The following is a 22,447-nucleotide window of genomic DNA, read 5'->3' on the forward strand; positions in this document are numbered from 1 at the left end:
TGGACACCAATCGAGCTATCTACCGCCCTGCTGACGACCCGCAACAGAAGATCACCGGGAGGCCAGACCCGCCCGGCGCCGGCCAGCCCTGGGCGCCCTACAGGCTGGCCATGGCCAAGGTGGTGACCAGTTGCCCAGCCTCAAGGTGGTGGGTGAGGTCGAGGCCGCTGTCGATCAGGGTGAGGACGGCGTGGTGCCAGGCGGCGGGGATGACGGCAATCTGGTTGCCGTCGCGGTTGACGCTGATGGTCGTCGGCTTCTTGCCTGGGTGGGTCAGGGTGACCGGCCCGTCTCCGGTGCCCGGGCCTACCCGTGCAACAGGGATCGTCACGGGACGGCCTCGCAGCAGTTCGTTGAGCGGGTTGGCTGGTTTGCTCACATAGTCGAGGAGGTCCTCGATCTCGTACGTGTTCGCCTTATACGCGGTGGCCCAGCCGTCGATCTGCTGATCGGCGACCCAGGTGCGGAGCTGGCCGGAGCCGATACCGGCCTCGGCCGCGGCGCGGCCGATCTCGTGGGCCAGGCGGCGGGAGGTGATGCCGGAGGTCAGTAGCGTGATGGCCTGCTCGGTGCTGACGCCGTGCCGGATGTGCCAGGCCGTTTGTGCGAACAGGCGGGGGGTGGTGGGAGTCAGCAGGGAGTGAGTGTTGACGAGGTTGACTAGGGCACCGGCTGTCCAGCTGATCGCGTGTTCGAATGCCTGCTTGATGCTCTGGACGGTCAGCTCCAGCATCTGGGGATGGGGCGGAATGCTGTCGGGCATCCAGGTGCGGGCCAGTTCCGGAATGGAGGTGCCGGAGATCCAGTCCTGGACCGCGTTGTCGATCGGCACGTCGAATGTCAGGCTCTTGCTCTGCTCGTTGGTCAGCTTCCAGCTCCCGCGGGCCTCGGGCGTCAGCAGAAGGTCCTTGAAGGCGCCCTGCTCGGCAAGGAAGTCCAAGGTCCGCTCCAGCGGCCACTCGGGCGGCCCGAAGAAGGCGCTGATCTGGTCTGGGGTGTCCTCGGGGACCGCGTAGGCGAGGAGTTGTTCCGCAAGGCGTCGAGCGAGTTGGTCGAGGAAGCGGGCGGATCCGATGCTGGTTCCGGTGCTGGCCCACCGGCGGGTCGAGACGGGGTCGGTGGCGTCGTAGACCGCGGTGACCTTCTCCGCGAGCGCCATCCAGCGGGCCGGGACCGAAGGATCGTCGGCCTGTTCCATCGCGAGCAGCGAGCGCACCGGGTCCAGCCGGTCTCCGGGCGCGTGGAGGGTCTCGGCGTGGGTCTGCAGGACGAGCCACACGAACGCGGCGAAGTCGGCCGCGACGGTTCCCATCACGCCGAACAGGCCGTCGAGCGAGCTCTGCAGCTGCAGCTCGGCATGGGCCAGTGACCGCAGGGCGTCTTCGCTGAGCAGTTCGGAGGTGACGGTGAGCCGCTCGCTGTCGGGGGTGAGCGTCTCGAACTCCGCGGCCTGGGGCGGGTAGGGGCGGGTAAGGATCACCCACCCCTCGCTCTCGCGCCCGGCCCGGCCGGCCCGGCCGATGGCATTGAGCAGTTTCGCGGGACTGAGGCCGTGCTGGTTCCCGCGTGTGGGATCACCCTCGACCGTGTGATTGATGATGACGGTGCGCACCGGGAGGTTGACGCCGTCGGTGAGGGTGGTGGTGCTGGCGATGGCTAGCAGGTCTCCGTCACGAAGTCCTTGTTCGACGGCGTGGAGGACGTCGTCGGGAAGGTCGGCGTGGTGGAAGGCGACGCCGTGGCGGGTGCAGTCGACCAGGGGGTGCTGCTCGCCGAGGGTCTCGGCGAGGAACTCGGTGAGCGCCGCCGCCTTGGGGCGGACGTCTAGGTGCTTGGCCATGGCGCGTGCGGCGTTCCTGGCGATGACTTTGCTGGCGACGACCATCAGGACGCTGCCGGCCCGGGTCAGGGCGGCTGCGCCGGCGGCGAACACCTCGTAGTCCGCGATACCGCCCGTGAGCTTGGTGGCAGCCTTCCACTGCCAGGAGTTGGGGGAGGCGTACGCCCTGGTGGCGACGCTGGGGATGGTCAGGCCGAAGGTTCCGCTGGTGGCGGTCGGCCGAATGTCGAGCCGGGGGGCCACCGGCACAGTGGCCCGGGTGGTGGAGGGCTGGTTCTTGCTTGGCTTGCGCGGGGTGCGCTCGGCCTGGTCCTTGAGCAGCTGCGGGTACATGAGGCCGTGCAGTCGCCTCGGGCCGCGCCAGTCGTCGGTGAAGTACACCTCCTCCGGCGGCCGCGCCGGGTCCAGCCACGACGCCAGGGCACCCCGGTTGCCGACAGCGGCGGACAGCAGCACCAGACGGGTATCGGAGCGGGTCCGCAGAAGGGCGAGCAGGCTCTCCAGTACGAACCCGCGACGGCCCTGCGCTAGGTGGTGGGCCTCGTCGACGACGATGAGGCTGACCTCGTCCAGCGCTGCGCCCGGGTTGTTGCGGATCATGTGCATGAGCCGCTCCGGGGTCATGATGTCCACGTCTCCGACGAGGGAGCCGCTGCCGTCGGCGAGCGGGAAGTCCGGCTGCTCGGCGACCAGCTTGCGTTCCAGCAGCCGCAGCCGGCCCCGCAGGGCGGCTCGCATCTCCCGGCCCAGGCTGCGCATCGGCGATACATAGACCACGCGGCCGGGCTTCTGCGCCAGGTGGGAACAGATCACCAGCTGGGCCATCAGCGTTTTGCCCGCGCTGGTGGGCACGCTGATCAGGCTCCGGCTGGTGGCGGGGTCGACCGGGTTGCCCCGCTCCAGGTTCAGCAACTGGCGTTGCGGGCGCCACAGGGTCATCACCGGCGGATCGGACATCGTGAAGGTCCGGGCAACCGCATCCGGCGTTCCCTCCGGAAGCAGCGTGTACGGGCTGCTGGCGGCCATCTCGCCGCTCAGACCGAGGAGGTGGGCCGCGACCCAGCGGGCGGTCGGGTCACTGCGGCCGGCCCGGCCATCGAGCACGCTGCCCAGCAGGTCCTGTGCCTCCTGCAGGCGGTCCGGATCGCCGAACGAGAGGAACAGGCGCAGGAGGTGGACCGCTTCGACGACGCCTTCAGCAGGCCCGTACATCGTGCCTGCGAGCGGATCGCCGTCCATCAGCTCACGGAGCTCCGCGAACTGCCGACGCCATGCGGACAGGGCCCTGTTTAGGTCGGACCGCTCGAAACCCAGGAACACGACGCCGGCCTCCAGGGCAAGGGTGTCGATGTGCGCCGCGAGCGAGGAGGTGAAGTTCACCTGGTTCTTGACCTGGCGGTAGACGGCGGTGGCGTTGGGCTCTTGCTCGCACCTGCGGTACCCGGCCTGGGCGGCGAAAGCGATCCTCAACCGCTCGGAGGGGGACTGTCGCCCGTCGGCCAGAGCAAGGTCCATCACGTGCGCGCTGACCGCGAGGGCCTGCCGGGTCCGCATCGGGTCGAACCCGGGTGTCTCAGGCTCGACCGCGGCCAGTCCGTGCAGGAGCCACGCCGTCGCCAGCACGTCGTCCTGGATCTCCTGGTCCCTGCCGAAGGCGGCGATCTCCAGTTGGGTGATGGCCGCCAGCAATTCCTGCGCCGAGGGCAGGATTCCGCCGGAGCGGTGTTCACCGAGGGCAGTCGCGAGAACAGCCGGATCTAGAGTGCGGTCCACACGTACTTCCTCACCTCATGGGCAAAGCCCTCGAGATCGTCGATCGCCACCACCAGGCCCTGCATCGCGCCGGGATGCTTGTGGGTGGTGAAGTGCTCGTGCGCGAGATGGAAGGCCTTCTTCGGGATCGCCGTGGTGTTCAGCGCGACGCTGACGCCGCCGCCGGCCGACTCCTCCTCATCGACCCACTGCTCTGCCAGACTCCCCACGAACTCACGGGTGTCGTCAGCAAGGTGCTTGTCGCCCCAGGAGAGCATTCCCAGGTAGGTCGCTCCCTCGGTGCTGAGCTGCGTCCAGCCCTTGTGGATCGCCCCATCCGGCCGGTTCGCCTTCCCCGTGTACTTCTTCATCTCCCACAGACGAAAGGAGAAGCCCCGGGCCGTTCCGTCCTCCCGGTAAACAACGAGTCCGTCGCCGCCTCCGTCGTTGACGGCCGCCTTCGGCGGTCCGAGGATCTCCACGGGGCGCGCTGGGTCCTGGGGCAGGTCGCGGGTCAAGAGAAACCAGAGCCATTCGCCCACGTGCCCGGCCAGCCCATGGTTGTGCTCCTCCATCGCGGCTGCCGCTTTGAAGACGGGCTTCGCGAAGTGCTCTACCAGGACGTGATCCTTCCCGGTCAGCTTCACCCCGTTCAACGTGGCCTCGCGCCACTTTCCGTAGGACCGTGGACGCCCGCCGGTGCGTTCCCGCATGATCTCGTCTGCGACGATCCACCCGGCGGCCGCCCGGTCCTCAGCGCTGCCGCTGAGAGTCACGACGAGCTCCCAGCGGCATTTCTGATCGTCTCCTCGAGGCTCACGTCGTACCAGATCGACCAGCCGCCCACCGACGGCCGTCGCTCGGGCCAGCGCCTGCGCGGGCGAAACGTCCGCCACCCGAACCCCCAGCTCGTCCCAGACCACCCGCGCCGTACCGGTTGGGTACAGGGGGCCGAGGCGTCCCTCGGCAAGGTCACCCTATCGAGCGGCCCGCGCCAGTCCTGGCGGAAGCCAAGGTGCGACGGCTCACCTCAGCGCGCTGGAAATTCTCATCAAGTGTCGCTCTTGGGTCTCACTCCATGTTCCGCCCCCGCCACCGCTAACCAGCCGCATCATGCGACACCGAAATGAGAACTGCGCCTGGTATAGAGGTAAGTCGTCGCAATCAGAGTGACGCTCGGTCGGGGATGGCGTCAGAAGTGCCGTTCCCAAGACAGTGGAGCGGAGTGGGGTGTACCGCCCCATGACAGCCGCGCCGCTACAGAAACCGCCCCACGGCAGTGACCTCGCCCTTCCTCAACACCCGACCAGCGGAAACACCCCGGCCTGACAAGCCGTCACTGACACCCACCCACTGACACCAACCTGGCACATCGCAGATGGGAGTCTCAGCGATCTTCGACGATGAAGCACGCCCGCTGGTAGAGCTCGTCGAACGTGATGATCTCGACGTCCTGGATCGATGTCCTGTACAGCTCGAAGGAGTTGATCTTCTCCGGGTTCACACGGCCGTTGTGGGTGAACTCGCGCAGGCTTCCGATCACCACGACCTGCCGGGGTCGGGTGGTGGACAGTTCGACGCCGGTCGGGGTGCCGTCGTCGTCGTAGATGTGGGTGAGGAACTTGCGGGAGATGAGCTGCTGGGCCTTGCTGACCGTTTTCTGCACCTGCGCCACGCCGCCGCCCAGTTCTTTCGATGCCTGGTAAACGCCCGCGCGGTACGGGGTCTTGGCTAGCAGCTCCGTGTCGTGGGTCTTGATTTCGCAGAAGAGCATGCTGCTGATCAGGCCCTTGGAACGCATGATGGCGTCGATGCGCTTTCCGGCTCCGCCGAAGATGTCGGCCCCGGTGGTGATGCGTTCCAGTTTGCCGTCGTCGATGGATTCGCAGGCGATGAGGTTGAGTCCGTAGCCGAAGATCCACTGGTTCGCCTCGAAGAAGGCCTGCCAGACCGCTTCCGCCCCGCGCGTCGTTGCCCGGCTCTCCTCCTGCTGGAAGTAGTCCGGATCGTTCAGCAGCCGCTCGAACCTATGGAGTTGCTCTCTGCGGTTGCTGATCAGCCGGATGTCCTCTTCGGTGAGCCCGCCGCCGATCGCGGTCCTGACCGCGCCGAGAACCATCGTCCGGTCCTGGCCGGTCAGCAGCTGGGTCAGCTGGGCCTCGTCACCGGCCACGAGTTGGAGGGTGTCGCCGGGCGTGCTCAGCCCGGCGCAGCCCTGGAGGAAGTTGATGACCTTCCAGAAGTTCTCGTGGACGTCCCCGGTGTCGACGAGCGCCTTGACTGCCCGGGTGGTCCCGGTCTCGGGCAGTGTCTGTGTGGCGGAGACGTCCCCGGCCTTCTTCTTGTCCTTCTTCCACAGCTTGATCCTCGGCGTGAAGGTGCTGCCCTTCTTGATGATGGTGACGCTGCACAGTGTGGCCACCTGGGGCCGGTCGTCGAGGACGAAGTCGGTGATCATCCGGCGTGCGCGGGTGTCGTAGAGGTAGTGGAACCCGCTGTTGTCATGCGAGGCACGGATCTCCAGGTTGGCGAAGTCCCCGCGGGTGACGTCGAACTCGGTGGTGGTGAAGGGGAGGCGGAGACCGCGAACGATGGGGGTGGCGGGTGCGGTGGCTTGGTCCCGCCAGTCCGGCGGGATGTGGGGCAGAGGCCGGGTATCGCCTTCGACCACGAGGTCCTGGACGTCGGTGCGTCCGAGCTGGCTGAGCAAAGTCTCCAGTGTCCGCCAGATCGTCTCCTTCGTCTCTGGGGCACAGGTGGGCTGGAGCTCGCGCTCCACAATCAGGACCGCCTCGTAGGTGTCCGCCGTCCAGCCGTCACCAGGCACGGGGTTGAAGAAGCCGCCGTCGCGGCGCAGGGTCAGGACAGCTGTGCGCAGCAGGTCGCGTGCGGTCTCCTCGCCGGCGCAGTCCAGGAGGCTGTAGGTCTGCCCGAGGACCAGGTCGAGCTTGCCCGTGTCGTCGTCGTTCAGCGGCAGCGGGACCAACGGGCCCGTGGGCGGAAGCCGGACCGGCGTGTAGATCGGGCGGCCGGAGAGGAACTCGTAGGAACGCAGGCCCCACCCGTCCGGTGCCAGCAGCCGGTTCAGCTCCTCAACCTGCTTCATCGCCTCCTCGATGCTGGCCGCAACCTCGGGATGGACCATTCGTGCCAGGAAGGCAAGCAGCACCTCGTCCGGCCCGTCGGAGAGCTCCAGCCGAGAGTCCTCGAAGATCCAGTCGTCGTCCAGGTCGTAGTTGTTAATCCGGTGCTGTTGGATGTCGGCGCGGACAGTCGGGAGCCGGCCGTTCTCGGACGGAGGTCGGTCCAGGTCGTAGAGGTCCTCCAGGAACGTGACCTCGTCCCGTTTCCCCCACCAGGGGCTCGATATCCCGCGCAGATAGCTGAAGATGTCGTGCCGCGTCACCGTCGTGATCGATGGCTGCGCGTGTGCCGGGGCGGGGTCGCTGGACGTCATGTGTCCAGGATGGAGGGCAGGGCGGTCAGGTACCGGTCGATCGGAACTTTTTTCAATCTGTCGAACGAGACGTCAGACGACGAAGCGCAGTGCGGCAGCGGGGCGGTGGGGGAACGGTCGACCGGCCCGCCCCGGCCCACCCGCGGTCAGCGCGGCCCGTTCCGGCGAGGCCGTTGCTGGAGCGGGACCACCATGGCGAGTGCGATCTGGCCACTCCCTGCCCTCCGGCCCAGGCCTCGGAGGCCTGGGGTCTCGTGCTGCCAGTCGGCGGGTGTCTACCGCAGCGTGTGCCGGAAGCCCTCGAGCCGGTCGGTCAGGATCTCTCCTTCAGGGGTCAGGACGTGAGGCTCGTGCGCTCCCATGTCGGCCAGGAGGTCGGAGACGAGTGCGCAGGCCACGACGACGGCCTCTCGCTGGTCGGTGACAATGGCGGCGAGATCGCCGGTCGTCTGTGCAGGAGCTGCTGGGAGCGGCGTCGCGGGGCCGTGGGTGAAGGCGTGTTCCGACGTGATCAGGTGCACAGGCTTGTCGCTGTCGTCGAAGCGGTGGAGTGCTGCGGACAGCATCAGGTCGCCGGCCGATCCGGTCTCCGCCGCCCAGGCTGCGGCAGCCTGTACCAGGGCCACAAGGTCGAGTTCGAGTCCGCGCTGGAACAGCCGCTTGGGGCCGTCGTCGTTGGTGTGGTCGCTCTGGAGGTTGATGGGCATCGCCGCGTAGAAGCTGCCGTCCTGGTGGAGCTGGCCGGTCGGTACGCCCTCGAAGCGGACCTGGCGGCGGCCGACCAGCACGGGGCGGGCCGGTTGCACGTTGGTGGTCACGCCTTCGCCGGCGAGCTTGACGAAGCGGTCGAACGCCGCGTCCCCGATCCACCCGCGTGGTCACGGGATAGGTGCCGCGGACGGCCGGAACGGCGGCCAGGCTGACCCAGCCCGGGTAGTAGTTCGCCTTGGGGCTGCCGCCGTGGGCCGTGCTGGTGACCCAGCAGCTTTTGCACCACGTCCCGGTCCACTCCCTCACGCAGCCAGTGGGTGGCCGCGGAGTGGCGCAGCATGTGCGGGCGAGCCGGGTGCCCGGCGCGGCGGGCCAGATGGTCGAAGACGTTCTTGGCGTTCGGGTAGGTCATGGCCCGCCCCAGCGGGGGCCGGAAGAGGTTCACGAACACCATGCCTGTCTCAGCCGCGGCGGCCACCGGGGTCCGTTCGTGCTGGTAGTCGGTGTAGAAGGCGACGATGTCGGGGGTGACGGGGAGGCAGCGGGAGTGTCTGGACTTGGCCACGGCCCGGTTCGGGTTGTCGGTGCGGCGCCGTACATGAAGGTGCGGGCCCTCCACCGGGCAGCCCAGCGAGCGTGACGAGGCCAGGAAGTACAGATCCTCCTGGCGCAAGCCCAGGGCCTCCCCGATCCGCAGGCCGGTCGCGGCGAGCAGCGCGATGAGAAAACGGTCCCGCGCCCGGGGCGTATCCGCGATCATGCGGCGGATCTGCTGCGGGGACAGGTCCTCGTAGCCGGGCTCGCTGACCTGGAAACGAAAAGCCGACACCTGCACCTGACGCCACTGGCCACGCTCGCCGGCGTCGTAACCGGCCGGCAAGAACCGCAGGTACTTCGGCTCCGACAACAAGCCGGCCGTCTGCGCGGGGACCCAGCCGTGGAGCGCACCGAAGCGCAGGAAGTCCGTGACCGCCGTCATCACCGCGTTCGCCGTTCCCTGCGAACGGTAGCGGGGCACAGCCGTAGTCGGGGAGCGGCGGCTGCGGGCGGGCAGCGGCGTGGTGACCAGCCACTGCTGCAGCCCGGACAGCGCCATGAAACTCGGACGCCACCACTCGATACGGCGCCCCGCGCAGTAGTTCAGATAGAGGGCGAGACGGCCCGCGTAGACCCGTTCCGTGTTCGGCGAGCGGCCCTTGCTGCGCAACCCCGCCAAGAACGCGCACGCCTCGGCATGCAGCTCGAAGGTGCGTGCGTCGGCCACCACCCACCGCTCCACACCAGTCGACGGAGAGATCGAACGCTCAGCGACATAGGTCTGTTCCACCCACCAAACAGACCAGCCCCCACCGAGGAGCGGTGTCCGTTCCAGACAGCTGCCACACGACCAGGTGGAAACCACACCGAACACACCCCACAGGCCCGTGCCCCTATGGATAATCACCGGCCTGAGGCCGGGGGCGTCCAGGGGGCCTGCTTCCCCTCTTCACAAGGGAGTGCATCGCAACGGGCGTCGTTGCCGATGCGCGACAGGACTATCAGAAGGAGGCCGCGGAATGGGAATGCGTGGCAGCGAGCAGGAACAGACCGGCGGTGCCGGAGTCTCCCGGGTCATAGCAGACTTCACAGACCTTGGCTGGGGCCCTGCAGAAAACGACCGTCATGACCTCGGCATCGATCTGTTCCTGCAGGTGCGCGACGCGCGACGTTTTGACCGCATTATCCTGATGGCAGCTCAGGTCAAGTCAGGGCCTTCGTACTTTGACGCACCGACCAGTGACAAGCAGGGCAACTGCACCGGATGGTGGTACGCGGAAAGCGACGCCAGACACTTCGAGGATTGGGTCCAGCACGCTCTGCCCCACCTGCTCGTCATGCACGACGCCGCCACCCGTATCTCGTACTGGGCGCATGTGACGAAAGAAGCGGTTCAGAGCACAGGGAACGGTTTCAAGATCCATGTCCCGATCCACCAGAAGGTAGAGCTAAGCAATCGTGACACGCTGGAGGAGGTCGCCGCCTCAGCAAAACAGCAGCCCGTGCTCCAGGGCACCTCGTTCGCTGCGGGAGCCAAGGCAGTCGCTCCCGGACGGGCTCTGCGCCACGCTTTGCTGACCCCCCGGCTTATCGCTCCGCACCGCAACACCGGCTTCGAGCGCACCCTCGCTCCCGAGGAGGCCATCGCCCTGATCACCCAAGGACGAATCCAGGATTTGCAGTGGTACATCGAGAAGGGTTCCAATCCTCATCTGGCCGGAGCCGACAGCCGCTCCCACCTGTGGGAATGGCGCTTCTTCTCCGCTTACCACGACGCAGTGGTTGATTCGAACATCCAGCCGCTCCTCGACCTCGCAAGAGCCACCTGCCCCACGCCGCCAACTCCCGGTGAGCGGAAGCCGAAACCAGAACAGGCTCACCGGATCGCGGCCAGCGTCGTGACCGGTGCCGTCTTCCTCACCGCAGCCGAACGGCTGGCGGAAGCAGAAGCCCTCCTGGAGGCGGCGGGAGAGGATCTCCTCCCCATCGACCAGGCCTGGGCTCTCATGCACCGAGCCATCGTGCTGAGTGAGCAAGGAGACCTCGACACGTCCCGTCGCCTGGCCGCAGGGGCGCAGCGGACGGTCGCACTTGATCTTGATGATGTCACCGCAGCTGCCATCGGCGCATCGGCTGCCGACTTCCTCTTCCGTACCTCGGGGCGGGAAGCAAAAGACCTGGGCGCCACCATGACGGCCGTCGACACCGCCGCCTCCTGGTGGCGCTCTCAAACCGTTGCCTGGGCTCTCGAAGACCACGAGGAAAAGGCATTCCGCGCCTGGGGAAAGTGCGAAGACCCAGGCACCTGGCCATCAGACGAAGCACAGAACCGTCTGCTCAGCGCATGGCTGAGCGCCTCTCTCGCGGGAACGCGGGGCCCCGCGTCAGCCGCCCTCGCCCAGCATGCCCGGCACGAAGTCATCCAGCACGAAGCGTCATGGCGCAACGATGCAGCAGCGGAACTCAGCGTGCAGGACCGTCAGTCCGGCCAGGTTCCAGCCGGCCCTCACGCCCGCGGCATAGAGGACGCGCTTGACGAATTGAGATGTCACGGCTGCACCAAGACGCTGGAGATCGCCGTACAACGCCTATGGGCGGCAGGGCCTGCCAGCCCGGTACAAGCCGCAGTACGGCGTTCGGTGACGGCACCGTGGACCCACACCAACGCGCCCACGAAACTGGCCCTTCTCCGGTACGCCGGAGACCTTCTCCCGACCGAACTGGCCGATCAGGCAGGACGCCACTGTCTGACCCTGCTCGAAGACCCCGAACCCTTCGCGCAACGCGTACGGCCAACGTTTTCCATCGATCACTACGCCCACAGGGCTCTTTGGCGGGTGCTGCCCGCAGCCACCGACGCCATCCACGCGGAAGCAGCAGACACGCTCCTGCGAATCCTGCCGGACCGGCCGGGCGAGTCAGCGGAAACCGACCTGATCAAACTCGCTGCGTTCCTGAGGCCTTCTGCCGTCGCAGCCTTCTCCGACCAACTCCGCGCGGCCGCAACAGGCCATTCCAACCCGAGCATGTCTGCCGCGCTCCTGGGCGTGCTGATCGCCAGCGGCGACTCCACGGCCGAAGCCGAACTGCTGCGCCGCACCGAAGCCGGTGACATCGACGCCATCGGCGAGGTACGTTCACTGGCGGATCTCTCCCCCAGCGCCGGCCAGCGCGTGATCGACCTGGCCGAGACTCACTGCCAGCAGCAACTCGACGACGCTCACCAAAACAGCTGGGGACTCGGCGGCTGGGACTGGGCGCGCCTCCTGGCACTGTGCAACTTCTTCTTCCCCGAGTACGCCCGCTGGGGCTCCGTCATCAACATCGTGCTCGACCCCCAAGTCGCTCAAGAGCACAAAGCAGGAGCCGTCCGCGCCCTCACCACACGCGCAGACCAGCTCCCTGCCCCGGCCGCCGCCCGCCTGCGGGCTGCCTTCGAGACCGGGCTGCCCACGATCAGGGGCGTACCGGGCCTGACCGACCAAGCCGGAGACCTCACCCAGGCAGCCTTCACCCTCGGCCTCGCCCTCAAGGCGGTCGACAGCACTACCGCAATCCACCGCATTCTCACCTGGCTGCGGGGCTCCGCCTCACAGCGCCGATCCGCCGCCCACCTCGTGACCGCCCTCAGCCATCACACGAACGACCCCGTAATCCAGGGAACGCTGGTCGCTCTCACCGGCGATCCGCAATACCAAGTCCGGACCGCAGCAGCCTTTTCCCTCGCCCGCGGGCTCCCGGAAAATCCCACGCCAGCCGTCAAAGCAGCCCTCAACACAGCAGCAAACGAACCCGGCTGCCGCGTACCACTCGCCATCGCCCACGCCCTCCAGCAGACATCAGGAGCCCAGGAGAACCGGCGGGTCCCGACCAGCCGACTCCAACAACACATGTCCGCCCTGGTACGCGCGGCAGCCACCCCCACAACCAGCCCGCCATCAAAAACAAACACACCACACCCCGCGCATACCCCTTGATAATCGACATCACCGGCGAGCGGGGAGTCGACTCGATCTGCTTCGCGGACACCCGCGGCTCCCAGGTGGAGATCGTGCAGAACATCGGCCGGGCGCTGCGCCTCAACAAGGACGGCTCCACCAAGGTCGCGCGGATCATCGTGCCGGTCTTCCTGGAGCCCGGCGAGGACCCCACCGACATGGTCGCCTCCGCCAGCTTCCGCCCTCTTGTAGCGATCCTCCAAGGGCTCCGCAGTCACGATGAATGACTCGTCGAGCAGCTCGCCTCCCGCGCCCTGACCCATGGCAAGCGCAAGGTGCACGTCCAGCGCGACTAGGAAGGCCGGATCATCGGCGCCGACGGCGCGGGTGACGGCGAGAACCAGGAGCACGACGACACCCAGGCCGCCGCCGAATCGGCCCTGCTCCACTTCTCCACTCCGAAGGACGCCGCAACGATCGCCGCGTTCCTGCGCACCCGCGTCTACCGGCCGGACTCACTCGTGTGGTTGGAGGGCTACCAGGCCCTGATCCGCTGGCGGAAGGAGAACGAGATCACCGGCCTCTACGCCGTGCCCTACGACACCGAGACCGAGGTCAGCACGACGAAGTCCTTTCCCCTGGGAAGGTGGGTGCACCAGCAGAGGAAGGCGCGGCGGGGCGGGGAGCTGGAGGAGCGGCGCAGCGCCCGTTCGCTGCCCGCGCCCGCCAGCACGAGTGCCGTGTCCGTGTCCGGGTGGTCCCACAGCCCGCGCAGAAACTCCAGCGCCGGCCCCGGAAGGCGCTGTGCCTCGTCCAGCACCAGCACGCGGGGCTGTCTCAACGCATCCACCAGCATCAAGTCGGCCTCTCCCGCCCCGCGCGGCAAAACCCGGCACGTCGTCCGCGGTGTCCCCTTGAGGGGGGTGCCGCGGACGACGGCTGTTGCCGTGGGGCTGGCGGAGTCAGTGGCTGGCCGCCTGCTGGAGGAGGTCGTGGAGGTCTTGATCGGCTTGTGAGGTGCGGGCGGGGAGGGTGTCGGCGACGTCCGGTCGGCAGGCCGCTGCGGCGAGGAGGTCCCGGACGTGCTGGGCAAAGTCATGACCGGGCAGGGGGAGTTCCATGTCGGGTTCGCGTAGGTATCCGACGGTGACGGCGGTGGGGATGTAGGCCATGAGGCGGGTCACGGCGGTGGTGCGGTCACGGACGGTCTGTTTGGCGAGGTGGCGCAGGATGCGCAGGATCGTGGTGGTGGAGGTGCTGGTGACGGGGTTCAGGGCGGGTGCCCACCCGCCCACGGCGCCGGGCCTGGGTGTGGGGGCGGGGGGCGGGGGCTGGACGTCGTCGGTCTGCTGGTGCCACCAGCTCGCGGTGGTGTCCTCGCCGGCGGCGAGGTGGTGGAGGTAGAGGCAGTAGGCGGCGGCCGGCTGTCCGGCGCCGGCGGCGTACTGCCACCAGAAGCGTGCGCCGTCGTCGGTGTCGGTCAGCTGCAGCACGCAGGCCAGGACGAGCGCACTGCAGGGTTCGGGGACCTGCTCGGTGACGAAGTTGGCGACCTCGTGGGCGGGGGTGTGGGAGACGAGGGTCTCGCACAGGGCCCGCAGGTCCTCGGCCGCCTCCTCGGCATCGCGCCGCCGAGCGGACACCGTAGGCCGGTCGTGAGCAGCGGCTGGGGACTGCGGGGAGCGGGCGGACGGGCAGGAGAGGGTGTCGACGATGTCGCGGGGAGCGGTGCGTTCCGTAGCGAGGCGTGCCCGGGCGAGAATGCCGTCGATGCGGGTCATGGCTGGTCTCCTTCTTCGGCAGGGGGCGGCGGGGACAGGGTGTCCTCGAGGAAGCGGATCGCGTGGCGCTCGTCGGAGCGGACCCTCGGCAGCGGCAGGCCCAGAAAGTGGGAGACGTCCTCGTCGGTCATGCCGTGGAGGACGCGCAGCACCATGACGTCAAGCTGGTTGTCGGGCAGTCGGCTCATCGCCTTGAACAGGGCGATGGACTCGGCGACCTGCTCGGCGGCCTCGCCGACGTCGGTGACGGTCTGCAGGGCGATCGTGTCGAAGGCGGCTTCGCTGAACTCGGGGCGGCCGTCGATGTGCGGGGTGCGGGCCATGACCGCGGTGCGCAGCACGGTGAAGGCGTAACGGCGGGTGTCGTGGCTGGCGAGGGCCCGGTCCCAGGAGAGCCAGAGCTGGTCGTAGGTCTCCTCGAGGGCCGCGTCGCAGCACCCGGTGAGGAAGACGCCGGCGTAGAGGTGGTAGCCGCCCTCGGTGATCTCGCGGAACGCGGAGAGCTCCATGGGCGGGGTGGCGCGGGTGGCCATCATCGTCCCGCGGGCGGCGGAGGACTTCTCAATCCAGGCGCGGGATTTGTTCTCCGTCTCCAGCGCGGCCTGCCGCCACAGCCGGTACAGCGGCCAGACCGAGACGCCCAGGGCGTCGGCGACGTCGTAGAGGAGTTCCCAGCGGGGGTAGAGCTTGCCGCTCAGCAGCTCGGAGATCTTCGGCTTGGAGATGTAGAGCGCCTCGCCGAGCCGGCTCATCGTCAGGCCGGAGGACAGCGCGGCGGTCAAGTAGGCCTCGCGGACCGGGCCCAGCCAGGCGCGGTGCGCGCTGGAGACGTGCGCCGCGATCGGGCCGAGGGGCCGGCCCGGGCGTCCAGGGCGCCGTGCGTGCGCGGCTTCGCCCGCGCCGGAGAGCGGGCCGGGCGGGTCTGGCAGGCCAGGACCGGCAGGATCCTTCGAGCGGTCCTTCTCGGTCGTGGCCGGCGTGCCGGACCCGTCAGTCGGCCCGGGCTCGCCGGAAAGGGGCGGCTCGTCGGGCACCGCGCATGGGTCGTCGAACTGGTTCATGGCGCCTCCTCCCCGCTGTCCGGCGCAGAGGCCGCCGGTCTGCCGGCCACTGGACCGGGCTGCGAGCGGATGGCCCGCACGATCTGCTGGACCGTCAGACCCAGCACCGGAGCAAGGACGGCGATCGCCGCGACCTGCCCGAGTGCGACCATTACGACGCTCCACGCGAACACGATCGCCGTGGCGAACGCGATGAGGAGCCTTATGCCTTTGCGTTCCATCAAGATCCCTTCGTCTTCGGTCTTCCTGCGCCCGCTGATCTCCGGGGGACCCGCGGGCCCCGGCGACGGATGGGTGCCACGCCGCCGCCGCCGGGGAGGGCAACCAGCATGGAGGCAAAGGGAGTTGTCACGCCAAGTGATCAAGAATTCACGGAACAATGCCGGTCGCCAAGCAGTCCACCCCGAACCGGGACGAACCGTCGACCGGAGGAAAACGCGCAGGCCCGTTCGCTCTGGAGTGGAAGTTCCCGGTTGTCCTTGCAATCGGGCGTCCAACCGACGTCAATGGACACCGGGCACCCTTTGGTGTCGGTCTTCCATCCGGAAGAGCCCGCCCCCGTGCCAGAACAACCGGGGGGCGAGCACACCGTTCCCGCCCGGCCCGCAGCCATCAGGCCGGGCGGGAACGCGCCGTCCACACGGGACCTTTCACGAAGGTAGCCGACCCCACCGACAGCCCACCTCCCTCGCTACCACCCGCGCTCCCGTGCGCCCCCGCATATCACCCCCGGCCACTACACGAACCACACCCCGCGCCAAGCGACATGGAGGACAGCCCCCGAAACCCGAGACGGACACACAGGGACTGACTGCGCGAGACAGCCAGGCGGGCGGCGCACGCGATACCGCTCGGAGACGGCAGGGCGGGCGGCGGGATACGCAGGGCGGCGCCGCGACGGCGTGGGACGGGAGGCCGCAGCGGTGCGGCCGCCATCGAACGGCGCCGGCGGGGTGCACAGAGGCGGACACGACGTACGGCGGGCTGGGCGGCGTTAGGGGCCGGACGGAAGGGAGGCGGGACAGCGACTCGGCCTGTGACATGTCCGAACCCGGCCAGTGAGGAGACGTGGGTCACGCCTTCCCGTGTCACAGGGACGCGGGCCGTCTCGTCTCGGGGGGTGAAGACACCGACGAGCACGGAGGAGCACACGATGGACGCGCGACTCAACTACTTCGCCAGCCCGACCGCCGGCAAGGCCCTCAAGTACTTCATGTCGGCAGGCCGGGAGCTCAAGGAATCACCGCTGTCGGCCACCACGCAGGAACTCGTGGCATTGCGGGTGAGCCAGATCAACGGCTGCGCCGTCTGCCTCGACATGCACACCAAGGAGGCTGCCGCCGCGGGCGAGACCTCGGTGCGGCTGAACCTGGTCTCGGCGTGGCGGGAGGCCACGGTCTTCACCGAGGCCGAGCGTGCCGCGCTGGAGCTGGCGGAGCAGGGGACCCGCGTTGCGGACGCGGCCGACGGCGTCAGCGACGAGGTGTGGGCACGGGCCGCCGAGCACTACGACGAGGAGCAGCTCACCGCGCTGGTAATCCTGATCTCGTTCATGAACACGGTGAACCGGCTGAACGTCATCACCCGGCAGCCGGCCGGGGACTACGAGGTCGGGCAGTTCCACTGAACCGCCGCCGGCCCCGGCCCCGGCGGCGGTCGTGGGCCGCGGCGCGCGGTCACGGTGCGCGAGCGTTGCCCACCCCGCCCACGAATCAGATGATCTTCGAAGGATGTCTCGCTGGCGCTGATCCGGCCAGACACACGGACTGCAAGAGGGAGACGGCGTGGGCAAGGTCGAGGAGTTCGAGGAACTGCGACCTCTGCTGTTCTCGATCGCGTACCGGATTCTGGGCAGCGTGGGCGAGGCGGAGGACGCGGTGCAGGAGACATGGCTGCGCTTCGACTCCTCGCCGACAAGTCCCGTGTCAGTCAAGGCGTTCCTGTCGGCGACAGTAACTCGTATCGCTATCGACGTATTGCGTTCGGCCCGGGTACGACGGGAGGAGTACGTCGGACCGTGGCTGCCCGAGCCTCTGCTGAGAGATCCGTACGAGGACCCGGCACGCACGGCGGAGCTGGCCGACTCGGTGTCGATGGCAGCGTTGCTGCTCCTGGAGCGGCTCAGCCCGCTGGAGCGGTCGGTATTCGTGCTACGGGAGGTGTTCGCCTTCGGCTTCGACGAGATCGCCTCGACGGTGGGGCGCTCGGAAGCAGCATGCCGTCAGTTACTGGTACGAGCGCGTCGCCACATGAACGAGGGACGGCCCCGGTTCGAGGCAGACCACCAGGAGCGACAGGAACTGGCGAAGCGGTTCTTCGAGGCACTGTCACAGGGGGACGTGGACGGTCTGCGGAGACTGCTGTCCGCCGATGTCCAGCTCGTCGGGGACGGCGGCGGCAAGGCCCCGCAGCTGGCCAGGGCCGTCATCGGCTCCGAGAACGTAGCCAGGCTGCTCGCCACCGTCTACCCGCTGATGACGCGGGTCGACGTCACGTTCGAGCCGCACGAGGTCAACGGCCAGCCCGGCGCCGCCTTCCGCGACCGGGAAGGCAAGGTCCTCCACATCCTCGCCCTCGACGTGCTCGACGGGCAGATCCAGACCATCCGCTCGGTCATCAACCCCGACAAGCTCGGCCACCTCGGGCCGGTCGCCGACGCCTGGGCCGTCGACCAGGAAGTGAAGCAGACCCGCAAGCGGACGCAGTGACCTCAGGACCTCGATGGAGGAACGGCACTGGGGCCGCAACAGTGAGGGCCGGCCGATCGCGTGGGTGGGTAGCGCACCCGACGGCTGGTGAGTGGCGGCGCAGGCCTCGCCCCCACCCAGCTCACTCCTTGTCTCGACCCTTGTCGTGGTTCTTGAGGTTGCGGCCTGCACCACTGGGTGACTTTAGGTAGGCGATCTCGGCTTCTGCGTCCTGCCACTTGGCGTACAGGTAGATGCACGCGCCGATGGAGGCTCCGAGGGCGGTAGAGGTCACGCCCAGAGCTGCCGCCAGACGCTTGGTGCGCTTGCCTCCAGTTGGCGCGGCCTCGCTCTTGCAGATGCCGACGTGGCCCGTCTCCTGTGAGTGCCGCTGCAGATCTTCGAGACCGTCAGCCTGGAAAGGGCACTCCGTGCACACGTATTCGGTCATCAGTTGATCCCCCCAACGGGACCTAGATTGCCACAGGTTGAGTTCATCCGCGCACCACTTGGTCATCGTCCAGCCCGGCGCCAGCCGGAGGGCAACCGCCGACCCCGCAGCGGCTTTGTTCCAGGGCCTACACGCACTGGGGTGCGATGCCCAGGGTTTCTGAGCTGCGACATCGCACTGGTGTGCGTGTAGGCCCTGGGATCTTGGGACGCTCCCCCTTTACTCCCAGCGGACCGTCTACTTTCGATCAGCTGACGTCTGAAGCTGTGTCAGGGAGGTCATGCAGGCTGATGATCTCGCCAGAGACGATGTAGGTGTTCAGCGCACACAGGTTGGCTGTCTCGAAGGCTACGGCCGCGTGGACGCCCTTGTTAGTCATCGTGTCCACCGCGACGAAACGATCGTAGAGTCCGGCAATCATGACGTCCGCCAGCTTGTTGTTCGACTTGCTCTGGATCGCTCGCTTGGTGAATTCAAAGAGCCGGTTCCGGTGATGGGCATCGTCCAAGGAGTGGCCCGTGTCCGACTGCTGCTCCTGCGGCGGCAGTACGTGGTCGACGACAGCTTTGAGGATACGGCGGCATGTCGTGATGGCCTGCGACAGTTCCTCCGCTGCATCCCGATCAGGGGCCGTCTGAGCTGCCTCCTGGAGTCGCCGGTAGACCGCGTTGAACTGCTGCAGGAACTCGGGAGCGCTTTCGGCCAGGAGCTTGTCCACTTTGACGCGGTAGCCGCCGAAGATGGACTCGTTGATGCTGGTGTAACCCAAGCGCCGTTCCCACGAGCACAGCAGTGCGAACGTGAGGTGCCGGGTCCGCCCGATGATCCGTTGCGTACGGCTCCGGGTTGCCAGCTCGCTCTTGTAGTCCAGCCGTTCGCCGCTCCGCTTCAACTCTTCGAACTCGTCGTTCCAGAACTGCAGCTCTGACAGGGAGTGAGAATCGATCTGGTCGGTAGCGTTGCCGGAGTCATCTCGAATAGCTCGGTCGACGAGGTACTGTCGCATGGCCTCCTCATGCGGGCCTTCGAGGGAGCTCCAGATCGAGGGGTCTGCCATGAGCATGCGTGATGTCTCAGCATTGGTCTGGCGGTCGCCAGTAATGGGCCTGACTTCCATGGCAAGCCGCATCGCGTGCTTCGTCTCACCTACCAGGTTGGCGATACGTATGGCGCGCCGGACGGAGACCTCCAGAGGCCGCTCATCAAATTCGTCCAGTGCTTTACGGACAAGACCGAGGATGTAATCGCTTGATGCCACAGCTGAACCTTATGGGCTTGGCCGGCGAAGTCCCTGGCGGAGGCCTGCTCCGGCAACGCCTGACCACCCGCTGAACCACACACGCCCTCACCGCCCCCGGCCCCGGCCCCGGCCCCGGCCCCGGCACATCAACCGACAACTCCCGTGCGTACCGTGCCAATAGGCGCGCCAACCAGACTGCGCAAAACCCGGCGCCCCACCCAGCTCACTGCGCAGCACAAAAAGGCCAGCTCAGCCCACACGCCATCCAACGCTGGCATCTCCGCTTCGGGCATCCCTCCCCCGCGGACCAGGCATACCGCCCGGTACAGCTGAGCAACAGCAGGCCACAACCAAGATCAATAAGCACGCACAACAGCTACGCCACAGATCTCCGTCACGGTATGCCGACAGCACCGACCTACGAAGATCCCGGTATGAACAGCCACCCCCACGACAGCTAACCTGCCCCGCCCCAGCCACTAAACGGCAGCCACTTGGTCACCTCATGACAGCAGACCAGCCCACGCACACAGCGCATGACCAGGCAATCAACAACCGAATACGGCTGACGCACAACTGCTGCCACGGCTACATCGCCGTACCTCGGCCGGACGGCGGATCGCAGCTGGTCGACATCACCGAACAGAATCCCGGCGCCGGCGGCATGATCTCCACCACCGCCGACCTCGACCGCTTCCTGACCGCACTCTTCCGGGGACGACTGCTGCCCCCGACCGAGCAGGCGGAACTGTTCGACGTCCCCGACGTCCCTTACCTCGGCGGCACCGCCGACGACCCGGGACAGGGCACGCTACTACGCCGCCGGCCTGATGCGCGTGACTCTGCCCAACGGCGTGACGGTGTGGGGCAAGACCGGCACTACCTTCGGCTACACGAACGGCATGTTCACCACCCGCGACCTGCGCCGCCGCCTGGTGTACTCCTTCAATCCCACCACCGGCGGTGGCAACGACCTCGCCCTGGTCACCCGGATCCTGTCCGCGACCTTTGCCCCGTGAGCGTCACACCTCATGGCTGCCGATCACCTTGCCGAACGCGGCTCCTGACGCGTAGGCCCCGTCCGGCCGATCCGTCAGCCTGTCTTCCGACGATGAACGAAGCGTCGCCGCAGCCGGTCACCGACTTCGCCTACGACAATCACCAGCACAGCACTCGCCGCACAGCCCGCGAGGCTCGTCGGCTGGTCGAGAACCATTCCCAAGACCCAAAAAGCTGCGGCGATAGCCGCCCACCACGCAACCCACAAGCTGATCACAGACCACCAGCGCCGTCTCTTCACGGCATCAGAGTACGTCCCCCATGCTCCAATCCCGCTGGCCGGGAATCAGAAATAGCTACTACAGGTAACAGACACCGCCCGTCCTCTACCCGGCCGCTCAGGTCTTCCACCGGCCATGACCGTCCCCCTCTCGCCCCCCGGGCGCCCGCGGCGGGCGCCCGGGGGGCGCCGGGCCTACCGCCCCGACCGGCCCGCCTCCGATTCTGCCTCGGCTCCGCTCTCGCGGGCCGGGGCCGCTTCATGCCTCGCAGTTCACCGACGCCACCGGCCCGGCCTCGTCCGACAGCACGTTGGTGTCGACGGTCACGCAATTCCCCACTTCCGGCTGTTCGAGCGTCACGTAATTCCCCACCGTCGCGGGCACGGCTCCCCATGGGGACGGCGGACGTGAGCGGTGCTGGTGTCGGCCCCGGTGTGGCGGGGTCGTGCAGCACCGTGGACAGCCGGGGGGAGGCTACTCGCGGTGCTTCCCGGTCCGGGCGTGCTGCAGCTTGCGGGTGAAGCGGTGCATGTGGGGGTCGAGCAGTTCGGCCGACTCCTCGATCACCTGTTCGTCGGTCAGCCACCGGATCGCGCTGAACTCGCCCTGGTCGTAGGAGCTGATGGTGTGGGCGTCAGCCTCGAGGAGGTACCAGAGCGAGACGTCGGTGTGCGCACGCTGTCCCCGCGTTCGGGTGACGGTCAGGAAGAGGGGACGCTCGCCGATGACCGCGATGCCACGGCCTCGATGCCCAGCTCCTCACGGCATTCACGGACCACCGCAGCCCACGGATCCTCACCCGGCTCGACGTGTCCTCCGGCCGGCAGCCACAGGCCCGCCTTGCGGTGCGCAACGAGCAGCATCTGCCCGCACGTGTCGTCGAGGACGACAAAGTAGCTCACCAAATGCATCGCCGGAACATCCGGCTTGCGCACCCGATAGACCGGGGCTCCGCTGGCGACCCACTGCGTGGCGGCCTCCAGATGGGTGCGCTCCAGGTCGTCCCACGGTTCGATGGCGCCGACCAGCTCAAGAAGGTCGGCACGTGGCTGATCATCAGGGGTGGTGAGCAGGTGGCCAGTTGAGGTCATCTGTGCATGCTGGCAGGAGCCACTGAGGTTTTCTCAGCGAAATGGTCTGTACGAAGCCGTCCCGTCGCAGCGAAAGTCGACTGCGCGGTGGTTCGTCAGCGGTATGGCTGTCCGTCGTCGCGGTAGGCAGTGGTGCTTCCGGTCAGCCGCCACGAACGGCTGCGTCGGGTCAGGGTCCAGCCCTCCGGCGCGCGCCGCGCGGCGCTGATCCACGCGGCGAGTTCGGCCAAGGCGTGCTGCTGCAGTGCACGACGGGCTGTGGCCCGTTCGGTGGCCGGAAGCGGCGCGGCGCCGATCCGCATGCTGTTCCACCACGCGGGGTGGACGCCGTTGCCGTAGTTGGAGGAGATCGGCGGGACCCACTCGACGTGCAAGAGCGTCCCGTCATCGTGTGGGCGGTCGTCAAAGCTCAGGTCGACGGCATCGGCCATCTGCTCGCCGAGAGCAGCGCGGATGTCGGACGTGGTAAGCGGCCACGAGAGACTGCGGGGCAGGCGGCGGTTACGGGCTGGCACGGCCCCAGGGTGACAGACGCCTATCGGGGGCCAGAAACCAGCCCACGGCCTATCTGCGACGTGAGCAGGTCGGACGAGCTGGGGCCCGGCCCCCCCGGCTGCGGAC

At 67.8% G+C, this 22,447-nt stretch carries 17 protein-coding genes and 1 pseudogene; 5 read left to right on the forward strand and 13 right to left on the reverse strand.

What is annotated here, in order from left to right; translation table 11 throughout:
• Nucleotides 1–97: 97 nt before the first annotated feature.
• From CG719_RS34045 to CG719_RS36965, 5 genes are all read right to left on the reverse strand, one after another.
• A complete protein-coding gene (locus CG719_RS34045; RefSeq protein WP_100572571.1) occupies nt 98–3,613 on the reverse strand; it encodes a DEAD/DEAH box helicase in 3,516 nt (1,171 codons plus the stop codon).
• Nucleotides 3,598–4,515 carry a hypothetical protein gene (locus CG719_RS34050; protein WP_234375901.1) on the reverse strand — a complete coding sequence of 306 codons (918 nt, stop codon included), beginning with the start codon at nt 4,513–4,515 and terminating at the stop codon, nt 3,598–3,600. Before CG719_RS34050 ends, CG719_RS34045 begins: the two co-directional genes overlap by 16 nt.
• A 464-nt stretch (nt 4,516–4,979) precedes the next feature.
• Nucleotides 4,980–7,049 (reverse strand): Shedu anti-phage system protein SduA domain-containing protein, encoded by a 2,070-nt coding sequence (locus CG719_RS34055; RefSeq protein ID WP_100572573.1) that lies wholly within the window; start codon nt 7,047–7,049, stop codon nt 4,980–4,982.
• A gap of 275 nt (nt 7,050–7,324) precedes the next feature.
• Complete coding sequence (locus CG719_RS34060) at nt 7,325–7,867, reverse strand: hypothetical protein (protein WP_100572574.1); 543 nt, start codon at nt 7,865–7,867, stop codon at nt 7,325–7,327.
• Complete coding sequence (locus CG719_RS36965) at nt 7,864–9,027, reverse strand: tyrosine-type recombinase/integrase (RefSeq protein WP_234375902.1); 1,164 nt, start codon at nt 9,025–9,027, stop codon at nt 7,864–7,866. Before CG719_RS36965 ends, CG719_RS34060 begins: the two co-directional genes overlap by 4 nt.
• Before the next feature lie 295 nt (nt 9,028–9,322).
• Between CG719_RS36965 and CG719_RS34070 the strand changes: the two genes are divergently transcribed.
• Both CG719_RS34070 and CG719_RS34075 read left to right on the forward strand, forming a co-directional pair.
• The gene (locus tag CG719_RS34070) at nt 9,323–12,274 is read left to right on the forward strand and encodes a DUF4365 domain-containing protein (RefSeq protein ID WP_159025019.1); all 2,952 of its coding nucleotides are present in this window, start codon (nt 9,323–9,325) and stop codon (nt 12,272–12,274) included.
• A gap of 2 nt (nt 12,275–12,276) precedes the next feature.
• Nucleotides 12,277–12,936 (forward strand): annotated as a pseudogene (locus CG719_RS34075) (Helicase associated domain protein); the annotation flags it as partial.
• Here CG719_RS34075 and CG719_RS36970 read toward each other — a convergent pair.
• The 4 genes from CG719_RS36970 to CG719_RS34090 all read right to left on the reverse strand — a co-directional run bounded on the left by CG719_RS36970 (nt 12,831) and on the right by CG719_RS34090 (nt 15,298).
• Complete coding sequence (locus tag CG719_RS36970; protein ID WP_324839413.1) at nt 12,831–13,091, reverse strand: ATP-binding protein; 261 nt, start codon at nt 13,089–13,091, stop codon at nt 12,831–12,833. The pseudogene CG719_RS34075 and the gene CG719_RS36970 overlap by 106 nt on opposite strands.
• A gap of 106 nt (nt 13,092–13,197) precedes the next feature.
• The gene (locus CG719_RS34080) at nt 13,198–14,016 is read right to left on the reverse strand and encodes a hypothetical protein (RefSeq protein ID WP_100572576.1); all 819 of its coding nucleotides are present in this window, start codon (nt 14,014–14,016) and stop codon (nt 13,198–13,200) included.
• Nucleotides 14,013–15,077: a sigma factor-like helix-turn-helix DNA-binding protein gene (locus CG719_RS34085; RefSeq protein WP_100572577.1), complete on the reverse strand. Its 1,065-nt coding sequence runs from the start codon at nt 15,075–15,077 to the stop codon at nt 14,013–14,015. Before CG719_RS34085 ends, CG719_RS34080 begins: the two co-directional genes overlap by 4 nt.
• A complete protein-coding gene (locus CG719_RS34090; protein ID WP_100572578.1) occupies nt 15,074–15,298 on the reverse strand; it encodes a hypothetical protein in 225 nt (74 codons plus the stop codon). Before CG719_RS34090 ends, CG719_RS34085 begins: the two co-directional genes overlap by 4 nt.
• A gap of 932 nt (nt 15,299–16,230) precedes the next feature.
• Here CG719_RS34090 and CG719_RS34095 point away from each other — a divergent pair.
• Together CG719_RS34095 and CG719_RS34100 are read left to right on the forward strand one after the other, a co-directional pair.
• Nucleotides 16,231–16,704: a carboxymuconolactone decarboxylase family protein gene (locus CG719_RS34095; RefSeq protein WP_100572579.1), complete on the forward strand. Its 474-nt coding sequence runs from the start codon at nt 16,231–16,233 to the stop codon at nt 16,702–16,704.
• 157 nt (nt 16,705–16,861) lie between these two features.
• Entirely contained in the window at nt 16,862–17,785 is a 924-nt protein-coding gene (locus CG719_RS34100) for an RNA polymerase sigma-70 factor (protein WP_100572580.1), read from the forward strand.
• 121 nt (nt 17,786–17,906) lie between these two features.
• On the opposite strand, the gene CG719_RS34105 is transcribed toward CG719_RS34100, so the two are convergent.
• Together CG719_RS34105 and CG719_RS34110 are read right to left on the reverse strand one after the other, a co-directional pair.
• Nucleotides 17,907–18,215, reverse strand: coding sequence for a hypothetical protein (locus CG719_RS34105; RefSeq protein WP_100572581.1), 309 nt, complete (start codon nt 18,213–18,215; stop codon nt 17,907–17,909).
• 247 nt (nt 18,216–18,462) lie between these two features.
• On the reverse strand, nt 18,463–19,473 hold the full coding sequence (locus tag CG719_RS34110; RefSeq protein ID WP_159025020.1) for a hypothetical protein: 1,011 nt from the start codon (nt 19,471–19,473) through the stop codon (nt 18,463–18,465).
• Between the two features lie 812 nt (nt 19,474–20,285).
• Between CG719_RS34110 and CG719_RS34120 the strand changes: the two genes are divergently transcribed.
• Complete coding sequence (locus CG719_RS34120) at nt 20,286–20,474, forward strand: hypothetical protein (RefSeq protein WP_100572583.1); 189 nt, start codon at nt 20,286–20,288, stop codon at nt 20,472–20,474.
• Nucleotides 20,475–21,436: 962 nt separating this feature from the next.
• Here the strand turns inward: CG719_RS34120 and CG719_RS37470 are convergent.
• A complete protein-coding gene (locus CG719_RS37470; protein ID WP_324839396.1) occupies nt 21,437–21,826 on the reverse strand; it encodes an NUDIX domain-containing protein in 390 nt (129 codons plus the stop codon).
• A 95-nt stretch (nt 21,827–21,921) separates the two neighbouring features.
• Entirely contained in the window at nt 21,922–22,341 is a 420-nt protein-coding gene (locus CG719_RS34135; RefSeq protein WP_159025022.1) for a hypothetical protein, read from the reverse strand.
• Nucleotides 22,342–22,447 lie beyond the last annotated feature (106 nt).

Source organism: Streptomyces sp. CB01373 (assembly GCF_002803075.1).
GTDB lineage: Bacteria > Actinomycetota > Actinomycetes > Streptomycetales > Streptomycetaceae > Streptomyces.